The sequence below is a fragment of the Stenotrophomonas sp. GD03654 genome, assembly GCF_029845105.1.
GTDB lineage: Bacteria > Pseudomonadota > Gammaproteobacteria > Xanthomonadales > Xanthomonadaceae > Stenotrophomonas > Stenotrophomonas africana.
In genome coordinates this window covers 23,969-39,192 of record NZ_JAOCLC010000024.1, presented here as the reverse complement: position 1 = coordinate 39,192, position 15,224 = coordinate 23,969, and the positions used below count along the sequence as shown (strand labels likewise).

Below are 15,224 nucleotides of genomic sequence, written 5' to 3'. Positions count from 1 at the left end.
TCCACGCCATGCGTGGATGGCTGGGCCAGCTTCAGTGCCGACCAAGGTCGGCACCCACCAGAGCGGGCTTGGCAGTAGATCCACGCCATGCGTGGATGCTTTGCCTGGGAGGAATCCTAAAGCTCCAGCACCCGCCGGTAACTCAACGGCCCACGCCCATCGCGCAGGCCCAACCGCAGTTCCAGCCCGGTGGCCGGCAGCACTTCGCCTTCGCTCGGCAACGGCGCCCAGCCGGCACCGGGCTGCCATGCCCGCACCTCGAACCGCTGTACCTCGCGCGCCACGGCAATGCCCTTCGACAGATCCGGCGCCGGCAGGGGATACCGATCCGTCGCTGCGCCGCTGGCCCGCCAAAGCGTACTTCCCTGCCGCCACCAGCGCACCCGCTGCCAGCGCAGCCCATCGCTGCCGACACTGCGGGTGATCTCCAGCGCGAAGCTCCCATCCGGATGCCGCTCGCTCACCAGCGAAGGCGGCAGCAGCCGCTGCGGTTGATCGGCCGGCCGCACTGCACCATTCATCAACGCATCGTCTGCGCGCATTTCGATATCACGCTGGAACTGCTGCAGCACGCGCAGCGCCGTCGTGGTCTCGGCATCGGCCTGGCGCAGGCGCTGGGCGCTGTTGGCCACGCTGTCGAGCGCCCGCCAGCAGATCAGTGCCAGTACGCCCATGATGGTGATCGCAATCATCACCTCGATCAGGGTGAAGCCGCGGACGGCGCGCCTCATTGCGCCGCCGTCCATGGCAACTGCATCCGCGCCAGCGACTGCCGAGGAGCTTCCTCGGCAACCACACTCAGTTCCAGCTGCGGCTGGCCATCGTTGCCCGTGCCCAGATGCTGAAGCACCAGGAAGCTGCTGCGCCCCTGCACACAGCGCTGCCGGGCATCCTGCGGTGCCTGTCCGCTCAGGCGCAGTTCCTGCCAGCGATCCTGCGCACACATCAGTGCCAGGCGACGGTCACGCAGCCGTGACTGATCGTCAGTCGCCACTGCCACCGAGCGCATCACCGCCGCCAGTGCAATCGATACGATCGCCAATGCGATCAGCACTTCGATCAGGGTGAATCCGCGCGCCGCCTGCTTCATTGCACGACCTGCAACTGTCCGCTGCCATCATCACGAAGACGCAGTTTGCGACCATTCAGCGACAATCCAAGCTCCCAGGCGATACCGATCCACTCCGGGCTCAGCTCAATGGGGTTGGCGGGCTGCACCGCAATGCCCGTTGCCTGCCACTTCTGCGGACGCAGCAGATCATCGTGTTCAACGGTCACCCAACCGCTGCCTTCGCGGCGGCTGAAACGATAGCCGTTGGCGTCGGCCTGCCAACGCAGGGGGCGGCCATCGATGCGCGCCTCATCGCGCGCCACCTGCAGGCGCTGCGCCAACCGCTCGGCTTCCTGTCGCAGCTGCCGGCCCGGGTCGAGCAGGCTGCCCAGGCCCAGCCCGATTCCGGCCGTGCAGATGCCGATGATCACCAGCACCACCATCAGTTCCAGCAGGGTGAAACCACGCTGCACGCGCTGCATCGACGTTGCCTCTTGTCCGGGTCGATACCTGCCAGCGTAGGCCGGCATGATGAAACAAAAGCGTCAGCCACAGCTGCTAGCGTGGGCGGACACGAACGTGGCGGTGGTGCGGAACATGGATGGCAGGCGCTGGGATCGCAATCGAATGTTGACCCTGCTGGCGGCGACGCTGCTGCTGGCCGTGGTGGCCTATTGGAGCGTCACCCTGTCTGCGGTGGCGCCAGCGGCTACAGCCAGCGAAGCGAAAGCCGAGGTGCCGATACGGCCGATGTTCGATGCGGTGGCCAGCCTGCCGCTGGTGCGGTTGCTGTCCCCCGGTGCGGTGCAGACCGAGGTGGTGGTGCTGGGCGTGCTGGCCGGTGACCACGCGCCTTTGGCCCTGCTTTCGGTAGATGGACGCCCGGCGGAAGCGTATGCGCCCGGCCAACGACTCGGACCCTGCACGGTGCTGACCAGCATCAGTGCCACCGCGGTCGAATTGAACCAGGCCGGGCAATCGCGCAGCCTGCCGGTGCCTGAGCTGCCGCCGTTGCCAGGCGATGGCATCGTGCCGGCCAGTTCCCTGTAGAGCCGAGCCCACGCTCGGCTGCCTCTGGAAGAACAGTCGAGCATGGCTCGACTCTACAGAGGCATGGGCTCAGCGCGCCGGACGCTGCGGTACCACCGAACGACCAAAGGCATCGCCCATGCGCTGTCGTGTGCCTTCCAGGTTGTACTGCATCAGCTGGTTGCCGGGCTGCCGCATCAGCCGTTCGGCCTCGGGGAGCGCCGGTGATTTCGCCGCTTTCGATGCCGGCGCAAGTTTGCGCTGCAGGCAGTCCCACGCCGGAATGCGCTCGCCATTGACCTGTACTTCGATGCAGGGCGCGGCGTCTTCCTGCTTCTTCGTCTCGTCAGCGCGCACCGGGGGCAACACCAGCAGCAGCGCAAGGGTGAGGGTAGCGCGCAGGCCCGCCATCAACGATTCACGCATCTCGGATCTCCCGCAGCAATCGACGTTCTGCAATGAAGACGTGTGGCGAAGGCGGGGTCCGCCAGCGAGCGTCCTGGCGCTTTCAAAAGATGACAGTGCTGTCACAAAACTGTTGGCGGCTTTGACGCGACGTACACGTCCTGTTGGTAGACCCACGCGCCGCTCCCTGGCCACTCCCTTCGATACGACGCGATGCCTTCGATGAATCCTGTTCCGTGCCGAGCCGTCCGCCTTCCGCTACCCCTGCATCCGTTGATGCTGGCCCTGGTGGCGCTGCCGCTGCCGCTGTTCGCCCAGGAGGCAGCGCCTGCGCCCAGCGTGAACATCAATGAATACATCGTGCGCGGCAATACCGTGCTCGACCCCCGGGACATTGAACGCGCGGTGGAACCCTTCCTCGGCCCGGCAAAGACCCTGGCCGATGTCGAGAAAGCACGCGATGCTGTCAATACGCTGTACCAGCAGGCGGGCTACCAGTCGGTCTACGTGGAGCTGCCTGAGCAGCAGGTCAGTGGCGGCGTGGTGCTGCTGAAAGTGCAGCAGACGCCGATCGGCCAGCTGCGGGTCGTGGGGACGAAGCACGAATCGCCCGAGCGCATCCGCGAACGCGTGCCGGCGCTGGCGGAAGGCAAGGTGCCGGACTTCGACCAGGCGCAGAAGGAACTGACTGCGCTGAACGAGGGCGGGCGCCGCCAGGTGATGCCGCTGGTGCGCGAGGGCCAGGTGCCGGGCACGATGGATGTGGACCTGCAGGTCGAAGAGAAGTCGCCGTGGCGTGCCAGTGCGTCACTCAACAACGACCACAGCGCCGACACCGAGAAGCTGCGCCTGAGTGCGTCGCTGGCCTACGACAACCTGTGGAAGCGCGGGCACAGCGCCACCCTCAGCGCGTACCTTGCGCCGGAAGATACAAAGCAGGCCAAGGTGTTCTCGGCCTCGTACACGATGCCGTTCGAAGGCACGCCGTGGAGCCTGGAAGCCTCGGGCTACAAGTCCGACAGCCGCGTGTTGAATGCCGGCGGGCAGGTCGGTACCGGCACCGGTACCAATGTGATCGGGAACGGCCATTCGATCGGCCTCAAGCTCAACTACCGCCTTGCCGGCAGCAGCCAGTGGTGGCGCCAGCTCAGCCTCGGTGTGGATTTCAAGGACACCGAGGAAGACACGCAGATGGGCCAGGACAGCCTGAAGACACCGCTGAAGTACGCGCCGATCACATTGGGGTTTGTCGGCGTGCGCCAGGGCGAGCAGGATCAGTTGAGCATCAACACCCAGCTGGTGGCCGGTACCCGCCGCCTGTTCGGCTATGGCAGCGATGCCATCGGGTTCGGGCAGAAGCGCTACTGGGCGGACCCCAGCTTCGTCGCGTTCAAGGCGGACGTCGCCAACACGCATACCTTCGGCAGCGACTGGCAGTGGTATGCACGCGGCTCGTTGCAGGTGACCGATGCGCCGCTGGTGTCGGCCGAGCAGTTCGCCGCCGGTGGCATGTACACCGTGCGTGGCTACCTGTCGGCCGAGGCGATTGGTGATTACGGCGGCCTGGCCAGCCTGGAATGGCGTACCCCGGCATGGTCGCTGTGGAGCCGTACCGATCTGCGCGTCTACAGCTTTGCCGACGCGGCCTACCTGCGTCTGCGCCAGCCGCTGCCCGAGCAGCGTGACAAGTACAACCTGGCCTCGGTCGGCCTGGGCGCGCAGCTGCGCCTGGGCGAACACCTGCAACTGCGCCTGGACTACGCCTGGCCCTATGCCGACGGCCCGGTCACGCGCAAGGACGACCCGCGCCTGCATTTCAACATCAGCACCAGTTACTGACCCTTCCCTTGAACATGCGTTCTCCGGAGACCCTTCGCATGGACCGTTTGCTTACCCGAGTGTTGCTGCTGCTGGCCGCGCTGGTTGCGTTGCCTGCTGCTGCGGCCGATGCCAATTGGTGGCAGGCCGAATGGAAGTACCGCAAGCCGATCACCGTCGACGCCGGCCCGCAGGGCGCGGGCCTTGCCGGTGACCCGGGTCGCACGCCGCTGCTGCTGCGCCTGCATACCGGCAACTTCGGTTTTGACGGCACCCAGGACGCGGGCAACGACCTGCGCTTTGTCTCGGGTGATGGGCGTACCGTGCTGGCCCACCAGATCGAACAGTTCGATCCCAAGCTGGGGCTGGCCCTGGTCTGGGTGGACGTGCCGGCAGTCAGCTCCGCCGCACCGCAGACGATCTGGATGTACTACGGCAACGAGAAGGCCCCGGCCAGCGGCAATGGCCAGCAGGTGTTCGACCCGGACTACACGCTGGTCTACCACTTTGCCGAGGCCAACGCGCCGGCACGCGACACCACCGCCTATGGCAACAACGCCGGTGCCGTGGCGCCGCCGTCCGAAGGCTCGGTGATCGGCCGCGGCGTTCAGCTGGGCGCAGGCCCGCTGCCGCTGCCGGCCAGCGCATCGCTCGCACAGGAGGGGGGCGCGCCGCTCACCGTTTCGGCCTGGATCAAGCCGGGCAGCAACAATGCGGCTCAGGCGATCTACGCGCGTCGCGACGGCGCGTCCGAGCTGGTGCTGGGCATCGAGAACCGTGTGCCGTTCGTGCAGCTCAATGGCCAGCGCAGCACGCCGGCGCAGCCGATTCCGGAAGGGCAGTGGGCCCACGTTGCGCTGACTGCGGAGAAGGGCGCTCTGCAGCTGTACCTCAATGGGCGCGTGGTCGCCCAGCTGAGCGGCGAGCTGCCGGCGCTGACCACCGCGCCGGTGGTGGGCGCCGATGCGCCGGGCGCGGTGCAGCCGCTGGCCAATTTCGAGGGCGCACTGGATGAGCTGCGTATCTCGCGCGTGGCACGGCCGGCGGTACTGCTGCTGGCCGATGCCACCGCACAGGGCGCCGATTCGCGCCTGATCAGCTACGGCGCCGACGAGCAGTCGGCCGGCCAGAGCCACTTCGCCTTCATCCTCAAGGCGATGCCGTTCGACGCCTGGGTGGTGGTCGCCATCCTCGGCCTGATGATGCTGCTGTCGTGGGCGATCATGATTGCCAAGGGGCGCCACTTCGGTCGTACCAGCAAGGCCAATGCGGTGTTCACCGAGAGCTTCGGCAAGCTGTCCGGCGTGCCGCTGCGCACCCTGTCCGACATGGATCGCCAGGGCAAGGCACCGACCGCGATGCATGACGGCTCGTTGTGGCGCATCTACCAGGTGGCCATCGATGAAATGCAGCAGCGCCACCAGCGCGACGGCAACAGTGGTTACCTCAGTGGCGCCACCATTGCGGCGATCCGCGCCTCGATGGACGCGGTGATGGTGCGCGAGCAGGAGGCGATGGCGCGGCGCATGAACTGGCTGTCGACCACCATCGAAGGCGCGCCGTACGTGGGCCTGTTCGGTACCGTGATCGGCATCATGCTGGTGTTCGTGGTGGCGGCGATGGCCGGCGCGGTGGACATCAATTCGGTGGCACCGGGAATGGCCGCGGCGCTGCTGTGTACCGCCGCCGGCCTTGGTGTCGCGATCCCGGCGCTGTTCGGCTACAACTACCTGGGCGCACGTGCCGAGGCGATCGGCGCGGACATGGCGGTGTTCATCGACGAGTTCGCCGCACGCCTGGCCGAAGAGCAGGACGGGCGCGGCCCGGCCGCGGTCCAGGGCTGAGGGGCGCGCCATGGGCCAGAAGGCGAAGTTCGGCATCAAGAAGCGCGAGAAGGGCATCAACGTGACGCCTTTCGTCGACGTGCTGCTGGTGGTGCTGGTGATCTTCATCCTGACCAGCAACGCCTCCATTCCCGGCATCGAGGTCAACCTGCCGAAGGCCAGCAACAGCGTCGCGCTGGAGAAGCCGAAGACCAAGGCGATCACCATCGACCCCAGCGGCCAGGTGTTCCTGGATGCCTACCCGGTGACGATGGCTGAACTGGAAGACCGCCTGCGCACCGAACGCGCGACCACGCCGGATTTCCCGGTGATCGTGCGCGGTGATGCGCAGGTGCAGTACGCCCGCGTGGTCGAGGTGCTGGACCTGCTGCGGCGGCTGGAGCTGGCCCAGGTCGGCCTGGTCACCGGCAAGGTGCAGGGCTGAGGCATGACGGCCCATCAACCCCCTCGGCCGGAGCCCGGCATGCGCGGTCGCCCGTTGCTGGTGACCGTCGCGCTGGTGGTGGCCGCGTTGCTGGTGCTCGGCGTCGCCGTGTGGTGGATGCTGTTCAAGGACACCGCCAGCACCCGCCGGCCGGTGGTGCAGCCGCCGATGCTGGCGCTGCCACCGCCCCCTCCGCCGCCCCCGCCGCCACCGGAAAAGCCGCCGGAACCGGAAACGCCGCCGGAAGAGACCATTCCCGAGCCGGAGCCGCTGGATCAGCCGACGCCGGCAGAAGAGCCGACGCCGACCCCGGACAACGCCGACCCGGTAACGATGAACGCCGATGCGCAGGCCGGTGGTGACAACTTCGGCATCCAGTCCGGCAGTGGTGGCGGTTCGTCCGGCGTCGGCCGTGGCGGCGCCGGCAATGCCACCTATGGGCGCTACCTCGGCTATCTGATGCAGCAGGCGATCTCGCGCGACGACAAGATCAAGCGCCTGGCGTTCCAGCTGCAGGTGAACGTGTGGCTGTCCAACGATGGCCGCCTGGAAAAGGTCGAGCTGGTGCGCGGCAGTGGCAACGAGGAGGCCGACGCGGCCGTGCTCGATGCGCTGCGACGCATCGGCAAGGTCGACCAGGCACCGCCGCCGTCGCTCGATTTCCCCGCCCGCGTGCTGATCCAGGGCCGCCGGCCCGGGGCCTGATTCCCGACCTCCGTGATTTCCCTTCTTTCGATGAGAACCGTGATGAACGACCACGTCCGCGCACGAACCGACTCCCGCCGCCCGCGGCCGGCCCGACGGGCGCTGCTGTGCTGCGCTGTGCTGCTCAGCCTGGCCGCCCCGGCCGGTGCGATGGCCGCAGAAACCACCATGGTCAAGCTGATCAAGGGCCTGATCGCCAGTGGCGCGCTGAAGCCCGAAGACGGCCAGGCATTGCTGGTGCAGGCCGAGGCTGAAGCAGCGGCCGCATCGCGCACCGCGACCACCGCACCTTCGGCCGCCAGTGGTGGCGTGGCCCTGGAAGCCGGCGACGTGCGCGTGCCCTACGTGCCGCAGAGCGTGCGCGATGGCATTCGTGACGAAGTGCGCCAGGATGTGATGGCGCAGGCCAAGTCCGAGGGCTGGGCGGCACCGAACGAAGTGGCTGAGTGGACCAAGCGCATCAAGGTCACCGGTGACATGCGCGTGCGCAGCGAGTCGCGCTTCTTCTCCGAGCGCAACAGCGACATCGTGAGCAACTGGTCGTCGATCAATTCCGGCAACGGCTTCGACACCAACACCAACACCAACCTGCAGCTGCCGCCGCTGCTGAACACCCGCCAGGACCGCCGCAACCTGTGGCGCATCCGCGCGCGCCTGGGTATCGAGGCCACCATCGGCCAGCACACCACGGCCGGCGTGCGCCTGGCCAGCGGCAGCAGCAATGGCCCGGTGTCGACCACCGAGCAGCTGGGTGGCGGCCTGAGCAAGAAGGACGTGTGGCTGGACCAGGCCTGGCTGGCCTACAGCCCGGCCGACTGGGTGACGGTGCGTGGCGGCCGCTTCGGCAATCCGTTCTGGACCAGCGATACGCTGTTCTCCAATGACCTGAACTTCGACGGCCTGGCCGCCAACCTGAAATACGACTTCAACGGGGGAGATCTCGACCTGTTCGGCAACCTTGCGGTGGTGCCGCTGGAGTACACCTCCGACAGCTCGCCGAGCCAGAGCAAGGTCAAGACTCCGAACGAGAACAAGTGGCTGTCCGGTGCCCAGGTGGGCGTGAACTGGCGCTTCAACGACGACAATGCGTTGCGCGCTGCATTGGGCTACTACGACTTCAAGAACATCAGCGGCCGCCTGTCCTCGCCGTGCGCGCTGTATGCGGGCGCGGTGGGCTGCGACACCGACTGGTCGCGCCCGGCGTTCATGCAGAAGGGCAACACCCTGATGCTGATCCGCGACATCGCGCGCAACCCGCTGGATCCGGCCAATACGCCCACCCCGCAGTACGTCGGCCTGGCCTCGGCCTTCCGCCTGGCCACGCTGAACCTGCGCTGGGATACGCAGCTGGCACAGGGCATCGGCCTGCGCCTGGACGGCGACTACATCCGCAACCTGGCCTACGACAAGCAGGCCATGTTCAGCCGCGCCAACAACGGCATCGTCAACAACTACGGCGCCGGCGGCACCGCCAGCATCGATACCTTCCGCAGCGGTGACACGGCGTGGATGGTGCAGGCCACCTTCGGTGCCACCGAGCTGAAGGAGAAGGGCCAGTGGCAGGCGTTGCTGGGCTACAAGCACATCGAGGCCGATGCGCTGCCCGACGCCTACAACGATCCGAACTTCCACCTCGGCGGCACCAACGCCCGCGGCTACTACGTGGGCGGTGCCTACGCGCTGGATGCACGCAGCTGGATCAGTGGCAAGTGGATGGCGGCCAAGGAAGTGTCCGGCGCGCCGCTGTCGATCGACGTGTTCCAGCTGGAGTTCAATACCGGCTTCTGAGTGGCGGCGTGATGCGGATCACGTAGTGCGTGGCGGGGGCGCAGCGATGCGCCCGTCTAAGGAAAGGAGACCACGCGTTGTTCAAAAGGAGGAGTGGATGAGCCGTCGCAAGCTGTTCGAGAGTTCCGAACCGTCCAGCCAGATGCTGGGTGTTGGACCGGCCTATGTTTCCGTCGAGGGCCTGCGCCAGCACCTGGCCGAGTTCCTGCTGTATGCGGGCCGGCCGGTGGTGATCATGCGCGGGCGCAGCGAAGTGGGCTATTTCCTGCCGGCGCGCTGCTGGCGCCAGCGTGACGATGATCCGCTGGCAGCGGCTGCCGCAGACCAGCTGTTGGACGCGGCCGGGTTCCAGGCCGAAGACATCCAGCAGGTGGAGCAGGAATTCAACGCGATGCGCCAGCGTACCGTGCTGCATTCACGGCGCTGAAGCAGATCCACGCCACGCGTGGATGGGGTTACGCTGCGCTCCCACGCTCACTGGTGATGCGTGCACCTTCGCGCATCACCAGGGTCACCGGGGTCTTTTCCACCACCTCCAGCAACCGCTGCCACTGCGCATCGCTCAGCTCGGCGCTGGCATGCAGTACGCGGTGCACATGGAAGCGACCATCCGCGTCACGTTCCGAGCGCAGCTCGGCATGGAACTCGCCCAGGTCCCAGCCCTTGCGCTGCGCATACATGCGCAGGGTGATGGCGGTGCAGGCCGCCAGCGAGGCCAGGTACAGGTCGAACGGTGCGAAGCCCTTGCCCTGGCCACCCAACGAGGTGGGCTCGTCCGCGTCCACATCGAAGCTGCCATTGCTGATGTGGTGCAGGTAGTTGTCGGCGCTTGAAACAATGCGTGCGTAGGCCATCACGTTCTCCATCTGTCGGTAGCGTCGAGCCATGCTCGACCCAACCCACTGTAGAGTCGAGCCATGCTCGACTGCTGCAAAAGGCGGCGCCAGCCAGGACCGGCGCCGCCACCCAATCACTCGGTACGATCGTACGAGAACTGGATGCCCGCCGTACCACCGGTTTCAATGAAAAGGTTCATGAAATCCGGAACCGTTGCCGAGCGAGCCCAGTCGCGCTGCAGCTCGCAGAACAGCTGCGGCACGCTGATCAGCTGGCCACCGGCCTGTTCGATGCGGCGCAGCGCGGCATCGTGCGCGGCCAGCGAGGTGCCGCCGACGGCGTCGACCACCACATACACCTCATAGCCTTCCTTCAACGCATCCAGGGCCGGGAAAGTCAGGCACGCCTCGGTCCACAGCGCGGTCATGATCAGCTTGCGGCGGCCGGTGGCTTCCACCGCCCTGCGGAACTCGACGTCCTCCCAGGAGTTGATGGTGGTGCGGTCGTAGGTGGGGTAGTCACCCAGCACCTTGCGCAGCTGCGGGATCGGCGGCTTGTTCAGGCCGGTCTTGACGTTCACCGTCGAATGCACGATCGGCAGGCCGTAGGCGACGGCGGCTTTGGCCGTGCCGACGATGTTGTTGACCAGCAGCTGGCGGTCCATCGAGGCGATGGAGTTCACCTGCACCGGCTGGTAGTCGATGATGATGAAGGCGGAATTCTGCGGGGTCAGCAGATGATCGCTGGCCGGGTCGCGGATCGGTTCACTGGACATGGTGGGTCTCCTGTACGGGGGAGTGCCAAGGATCGGCTGTCAACCGGGGCAGCTCAGCTGCGCTGCGAATCCAGCTGTTCGTGGTTCTTCTGCACGTCCTGCGCCTTCAGGTAGCTTTCGATCAGCAGCTGGTAGTTCGGGAAGATCTTCGTGTAGACCTCGGCCCATTGCTGTGCATCGTCGCGGTTCCAGGTGCGCTGGATCTCCGAGGCCACCGCGGCGGTGTCCATCGGCACCACGCCGGCCTGCACCACGCGGGCCAGGGTGATTTCCTCGGCCATCTTCGAGTAGGTGCCCGACGCGTCGATGACTGCGAATACCTGGTAGCCATCGGCGACGGCGGCGATCGACGGGAAGGCCATGCACACGCTGGTGATGGTGCCGGCAATGATCAGCTGCCTGCGGCCGGTGGCCTTCACCGCGGCAACGAATTCCGGGTTGTCCCAGGCGTTGATCTCACCCTTGCGCGCCACGTACTGGGCGTGCGGGGCCGCGTCGTGGATCTCCGGGATCAGCGGGCCATTCGGGCCCTGCGGCACAGAGGCGGTGGTGATCACCGGCATCTTTGCCAGCGTGGCCATCTTCGCCAGCGCGGTGGCGTGGGCGCGCACACTGGTGAACGGCATGTCACCGATGGTCTGGAACAGGCCGCTCTGATGGTCGATCAGCAGCATCGCGGCGTTGTCCGGATCGATCACCGGGCGGGCACCGTTGAAGTTGGCGGGGGTACTCATGGTCAGTCTCCTGGAGAAGGTGGGCGATGGCCCGGAAGGTGCGGCGGGCCGGTGCCCGCCGCATTGAAACGATCAGTGCGCGATCTGGCCGAAGCGGCCGCTGTTGAAGTCGTTGACCGCCTGCGCGATCTCGGCCTGGCTGTTCATCACGAACGGGCCATAGCCCACCACCGGCTCGTCGATCGGCTCACCGCTGAGCAGCAGCAGGGTGGCGTCACTGTCGGCGTCGACGAACACGTCCTCGCCGCTGCGATCGAAGGTGACCAGTTGTGCCTCGCCGACCGGCTGGCCACCGTTGATCCGCACCGTGCCCTTCAGCACCACCAGCGCCAGCGTGCGGCCATCGGCCACCGGCAGTTCGGCGTGGTGCCCCTGCCGCAGGCGGATGTCCCAGACATCCATCGGCGTATGGGTGCGGGCCGGACCGGTGTGGCCGTCGAAACGGCCGGCGATGACCCGCACGCGGCCGGCGCCCTCAGGCAGATCCAACGAGGGAATGTCGGCGTCGAGCAGGGTCTGGTAGCCCGGCGCGCCCATCTTGTCCCGCGCCGGCAGGTTCACCCACAGCTGGACCATGTCCAGGGTGCCGCCGCGCTTGCTGAACTCCGGCGTGTGGAATTCCTCGTGGAGGATGCCGGAGGCAGCGGTCATCCACTGCACGTCACCCGGGCCGATGGTGCCGCCGGCCCCGGTCGAATCGCGGTGGGCGACCTCGCCCTCATAGACGATGGTGACCGTCTCGAAACCGCGGTGCGGATGCTGGCCGACGCCACGCGGCGTATCGCTGGGCGCGAAGCTGTAGGGGCCGGCATAGTCCAGCAGCAGGAACGGGCTGAGGTGCTGGCCGTGGGTGTTGTAGGAAAACATCGAGCGGGCGGGGAATCCATCGCCCACCCAGTGCGGGCGGGGGGCGCTGTAGGTACCGGTGACACGCTTCATGGCGATCTCCTGGCCGGGGCTGCCGGCCGCTGTTCTTCGTTGCGAAGACGATATCGCCGCGACAATGGAGCCGGTAGACGCCAATATTTGCCGTCATAGTCCTATCTGGTGAACAATGGTCGCAGGCCGTGGGCCGCAGGAGACCGCCCCCGTGTTCATTGCAGATATCCGCCGTTGTGACCTCAACGACCTGTTCTACTTCGCCATGGTGGTCGAGCACGGCGGCTTCTCGCAGGCCGGTCGGGCGCTGGCCATGCCGAAGTCGAAACTGAGCCGGCGTATCGCGCTGCTGGAGGAACGGTTGGGCGTGCGCCTGATCCAGCGTTCGACCCGGCGCTTCTCGGTCACCGAGGTCGGCCAGGACTACTACCGCCATTGCAAGGCCATGCTGGTCGAGGCCGAAGCGGCCGAAGAAGCGATTGCGATGTCACGCGCCGAGCCGCGCGGCACGATCCGCCTGGCGTGCCCGATCGCGATCCTGCATGCACGCATCGGCACGATGCTGGCCGATTTCCTCGCCCTGCACCCGCAGGTGACGGTGCAGCTGGATGCCACCAACCGGCGCGTCGACGTGGTGGGCGAGGGTGTGGACGTGGCGATCCGCGTGCGACCGCCGCCGCTGGAGGACAGTGACCTGGTGGTACGCGTGCTGGCGCGCCGGGTCTGGTGCACCAGTGCCAGTCCGGCGCTGCTGCAGCGGCTGGGCGCGCCGCAGGTGCCGGCCGATCTGGCGATGATGCCGACCGTCGATCTGGCATTGCCCAGCCAGCAGCATGTCTGGGAATACACCGGGCCGGACGATGTGCTGGCCAGCGTGCACCATCGCCCGCGGCTGGTCAGCGATGACATGATCGCGCTGCGAACCGCCGCGGTGGCCGGGGTGGGTCTGCTGATGCTGCCGCGGATGATGATCAGCGACGAACTGGCCAGCGGTGCGCTGGTGCCGGTACTGCCGGAGTGGGTGCCAAAGCATGGCATCGTGCACGCGGTGTTCCCGTCGCGACGTGGCTTGCTGCCCGCGGTGCGTGCGCTGATCGATTACCTCGCCGAGCGCTTCGAGGCGCTGGAGGAACCCTAGGTCTTCCATCCACACCATGCGTGGATGCTGTCGGGGCTTCTGCTTGCCGCCTGCGGCCGCGCAGCCCACAATCCACGTCCGGACCGTCGCCATCACGCCCATCATTCCCCGGTCCGGCCTTGGCACCTATGTCTCCCAATGCCCTGGCGCTGGTCGAGCTGCTGATCCGCGAGCGCCGTGTGTTGTCTCGCTTCATTGCGCGCTATCTCGACCCGGCCAGTACCGAGGACACCCTGCAGAACCTGTACCTGAAGGCCAGCAGCGTGCCCGGCGACCCGCCCATCCTCGAGCCGCGCGGCTATCTGTACCGGATGGCCTACCACCACGCGCTCAACCGCAGCCAGTCCGACGCCCGCGAGCGGCGTGCGATGGCCGAGTACGCCCTCGACATGGCCGAGGCCAGCCGCGATGGCGAGGCGCAGGCGCTGGACCAGGCGCAGCTGCGCGAGATCACTCAGACCATCCTCGCGCTGCCGGCCCAGGTGCGTGAGTGCTTCGTGCTCAACCGCTACCTGGGCCTGAGCGAGCGCGAGATCGCCGCCCGGCTGGGTATTTCCAAGAGCCTGGTCGGCAAGCATGTGCTGCGCGCGGCGCTGTTGATCCAGCAGCATCAGCAGGGAGTGCATTGATGAGCTGCGATTGCCGTGGGCAGATCGCGCCCGCCGTTGTCACAACAGGAAGGCGCACCCGTTCGTGGTGCGGCAGGCCACAACCATGAACACGTCCGAACCCTCGCCGCGTCAGGCCAGGCAGGCGTTGCGCTGGGTGATCCGGGGCAGTGCAGGCCCGCTGCCGGAACGCCAGCAACGAACCCTGCAGCGCTGGCTGCAGGCCGATCCCCGCCATGCGCTGGCATGGCGCCAGCAGCGGGCCTTCTGGCAGGGGCTGGATGCCGCTGGGCCGGAGGTGCTGGCCGCACTGCCCGGGCTGACGGCTGATCGCCAAGGGCTGCGTCCGATCGCACCGCGCCGCCGCCTGCCGTGGCTGTTGGCCAGTGCCGCTGCCGTGGTACTGGTGGTCGCGGCCGCACCGCACGCGCTGCTGCTGGCACGCAGTGACCTGCGCAGCAGCGATGCACCGCGCGTGGTGCAGCTGGAGGACGGCAGCACCGCCGTACTCGATGCGGGCACCGCATTGGCGGTTGAGTTCGATGGCCAGCGGCGGCACCTGCGCCTGCTGCGCGGCCAAGCCTGGTTCCAGGTTGTGCATGAACAGCGACCGTTCCAGGTCGAGGCCGGCGGTGGCCAGATCCGTGACATCGGCACCGCCTTCAGCGTGTCGATGCGGGACACCACGGTCGTGACTCAGGTCAGCGAGGGCGTGGTCGATGTGCGCCCAGGCGATGGCAGCGTGCAGCGCCTGCATGCCGGGCAGGCACGGGTGTTCCGTGACGGTCGCTGGCTGCGGCCGGTGCAGCTGGAAGATCTCGAGACGATGGCGCCGTGGCGGCGTGGCGAGGTAGTGATCGACGATCAGCCGGCCGCGCAGGCCATCGCTGATCTCGCGCGCTACCGTCGTGCACCGGTCTGGGTACTGGGCGGGCAGGGCGCGGACGTACGGGTCAGTGGTCTGTTCCATCTGCAGCAACCGGAGGCCGCCATCGATGCGGTGGCCGCGCAGGCAGGGCTGCGTGTGCAGCGCTTGCCCGGCGGCGCGCTGGTGGTGTGGTGAGGCTCGCGCAATGCCCGGATGAACCGGTCGCATGAAAAAGACATGAAAAAACCGTGGGCAATCGCCACATCGCGCTGTCTATAGAGGTATAGCCAGAGCGAAACACCGTTTTTCCTCAAGCCAGAC

Annotated in this window: 18 protein-coding genes; 10 read left to right on the top strand and 8 right to left on the bottom strand. The window is 67.1% G+C overall.

The genetic code is table 11. The annotated features are described in order from the left end of the window. Positions 1-116 precede the first annotated feature (116 nt). The 3 genes from N5J73_RS10975 to gspH are packed head-to-tail and all read right to left on the bottom strand — an operon-like array spanning position 117 to position 1,533. Complete coding sequence (locus N5J73_RS10975) at positions 117-731, bottom strand: prepilin-type N-terminal cleavage/methylation domain-containing protein (RefSeq protein ID WP_049448020.1); 615 nt, start codon at positions 729-731, stop codon at positions 117-119. Continuing rightward, positions 728-1,090 (bottom strand): type II secretion system minor pseudopilin GspI, encoded by a 363-nt coding sequence (gene gspI, locus N5J73_RS10970; RefSeq protein ID WP_043396226.1) that lies wholly within the window; start codon positions 1,088-1,090, stop codon positions 728-730. Before gspI ends, N5J73_RS10975 begins: the two co-directional genes overlap by 4 nt. Then, positions 1,087-1,533, bottom strand: a complete 447-nt coding sequence (gene gspH, locus N5J73_RS10965; protein ID WP_164078509.1) for a type II secretion system minor pseudopilin GspH — start codon at positions 1,531-1,533, stop codon at positions 1,087-1,089. The genes gspI and gspH overlap by 4 nt, the downstream gene beginning before the upstream one ends. A gap of 115 nt (positions 1,534-1,648) precedes the next feature. On the opposite strand from gspH, the gene N5J73_RS10960 reads away from it, so the two are divergent. After that, a complete protein-coding gene (locus N5J73_RS10960) occupies positions 1,649-2,101 on the top strand; it encodes a general secretion pathway protein (protein WP_049448095.1) in 453 nt (150 codons plus the stop codon). Positions 2,102-2,170: 69 nt separating this feature from the next. On the opposite strand, the gene N5J73_RS10955 is transcribed toward N5J73_RS10960, so the two are convergent. After that, the gene (locus N5J73_RS10955; protein WP_049448023.1) at positions 2,171-2,506 is read right to left on the bottom strand and encodes a hypothetical protein; all 336 of its coding nucleotides are present in this window, start codon (positions 2,504-2,506) and stop codon (positions 2,171-2,173) included. Positions 2,507-2,707: 201 nt separating this feature from the next. Here N5J73_RS10955 and N5J73_RS10950 point away from each other — a divergent pair, with 201 nt between their 5' ends. From N5J73_RS10950 to N5J73_RS10925, 6 genes are all read left to right on the top strand, one after another. Beyond that, positions 2,708-4,324, top strand: coding sequence for a ShlB/FhaC/HecB family hemolysin secretion/activation protein (locus N5J73_RS10950; RefSeq protein ID WP_049448024.1), 1,617 nt, complete (start codon positions 2,708-2,710; stop codon positions 4,322-4,324). A gap of 38 nt (positions 4,325-4,362) precedes the next feature. Then, positions 4,363-6,147, top strand: coding sequence for a MotA/TolQ/ExbB proton channel family protein (locus N5J73_RS10945; protein ID WP_049448025.1), 1,785 nt, complete (start codon positions 4,363-4,365; stop codon positions 6,145-6,147). Positions 6,148-6,157: 10 nt separating this feature from the next. Continuing rightward, positions 6,158-6,571: a biopolymer transporter ExbD gene (locus tag N5J73_RS10940; RefSeq protein WP_049448026.1), complete on the top strand. Its 414-nt coding sequence runs from the start codon at positions 6,158-6,160 to the stop codon at positions 6,569-6,571. A 39-nt stretch (positions 6,572-6,610) separates the two neighbouring features. Continuing rightward, a complete protein-coding gene (locus tag N5J73_RS10935) occupies positions 6,611-7,276 on the top strand; it encodes a cell envelope integrity protein TolA (protein ID WP_049448027.1) in 666 nt (221 codons plus the stop codon). A 42-nt stretch (positions 7,277-7,318) separates the two neighbouring features. Continuing rightward, positions 7,319-9,064: a putative porin gene (locus N5J73_RS10930; RefSeq protein WP_049448028.1), complete on the top strand. Its 1,746-nt coding sequence runs from the start codon at positions 7,319-7,321 to the stop codon at positions 9,062-9,064. 97 nt (positions 9,065-9,161) lie between these two features. Then, the gene (locus N5J73_RS10925; protein WP_049448029.1) at positions 9,162-9,491 is read left to right on the top strand and encodes a hypothetical protein; all 330 of its coding nucleotides are present in this window, start codon (positions 9,162-9,164) and stop codon (positions 9,489-9,491) included. Positions 9,492-9,519: 28 nt separating this feature from the next. Here the strand turns inward: N5J73_RS10925 and N5J73_RS10920 are convergent, their stop codons facing one another. From N5J73_RS10920 to N5J73_RS10905, 4 genes are all read right to left on the bottom strand, one after another. Continuing rightward, positions 9,520-9,918, bottom strand: a complete 399-nt coding sequence (locus N5J73_RS10920) for an OsmC family protein (RefSeq protein ID WP_049448031.1) — start codon at positions 9,916-9,918, stop codon at positions 9,520-9,522. Between the two features lie 116 nt (positions 9,919-10,034). Then, positions 10,035-10,676 carry a hydrolase gene (locus N5J73_RS10915; protein WP_049448033.1) on the bottom strand — a complete coding sequence of 214 codons (642 nt, stop codon included), beginning with the start codon at positions 10,674-10,676 and terminating at the stop codon, positions 10,035-10,037. 53 nt (positions 10,677-10,729) lie between these two features. Continuing rightward, positions 10,730-11,410 carry a hydrolase gene (locus tag N5J73_RS10910; RefSeq protein WP_049448034.1) on the bottom strand — a complete coding sequence of 227 codons (681 nt, stop codon included), beginning with the start codon at positions 11,408-11,410 and terminating at the stop codon, positions 10,730-10,732. A 72-nt stretch (positions 11,411-11,482) separates the two neighbouring features. After that, positions 11,483-12,349, bottom strand: coding sequence for a pirin family protein (locus N5J73_RS10905; protein WP_049448035.1), 867 nt, complete (start codon positions 12,347-12,349; stop codon positions 11,483-11,485). A gap of 151 nt (positions 12,350-12,500) precedes the next feature. Here N5J73_RS10905 and N5J73_RS10900 point away from each other — a divergent pair, with 151 nt between their 5' ends. From N5J73_RS10900 to N5J73_RS10890, 3 genes are all read left to right on the top strand, one after another. Then, positions 12,501-13,427, top strand: coding sequence for a LysR family transcriptional regulator (locus N5J73_RS10900; RefSeq protein ID WP_049448036.1), 927 nt, complete (start codon positions 12,501-12,503; stop codon positions 13,425-13,427). Between the two features lie 128 nt (positions 13,428-13,555). After that, on the top strand, positions 13,556-14,056 hold the full coding sequence (locus tag N5J73_RS10895) for an RNA polymerase sigma factor (protein WP_049448037.1): 501 nt from the start codon (positions 13,556-13,558) through the stop codon (positions 14,054-14,056). 85 nt (positions 14,057-14,141) lie between these two features. Beyond that, the gene (locus tag N5J73_RS10890) at positions 14,142-15,098 is read left to right on the top strand and encodes a FecR domain-containing protein (RefSeq protein WP_088480758.1); all 957 of its coding nucleotides are present in this window, start codon (positions 14,142-14,144) and stop codon (positions 15,096-15,098) included. Positions 15,099-15,224: the final 126 nt, after the last annotated feature.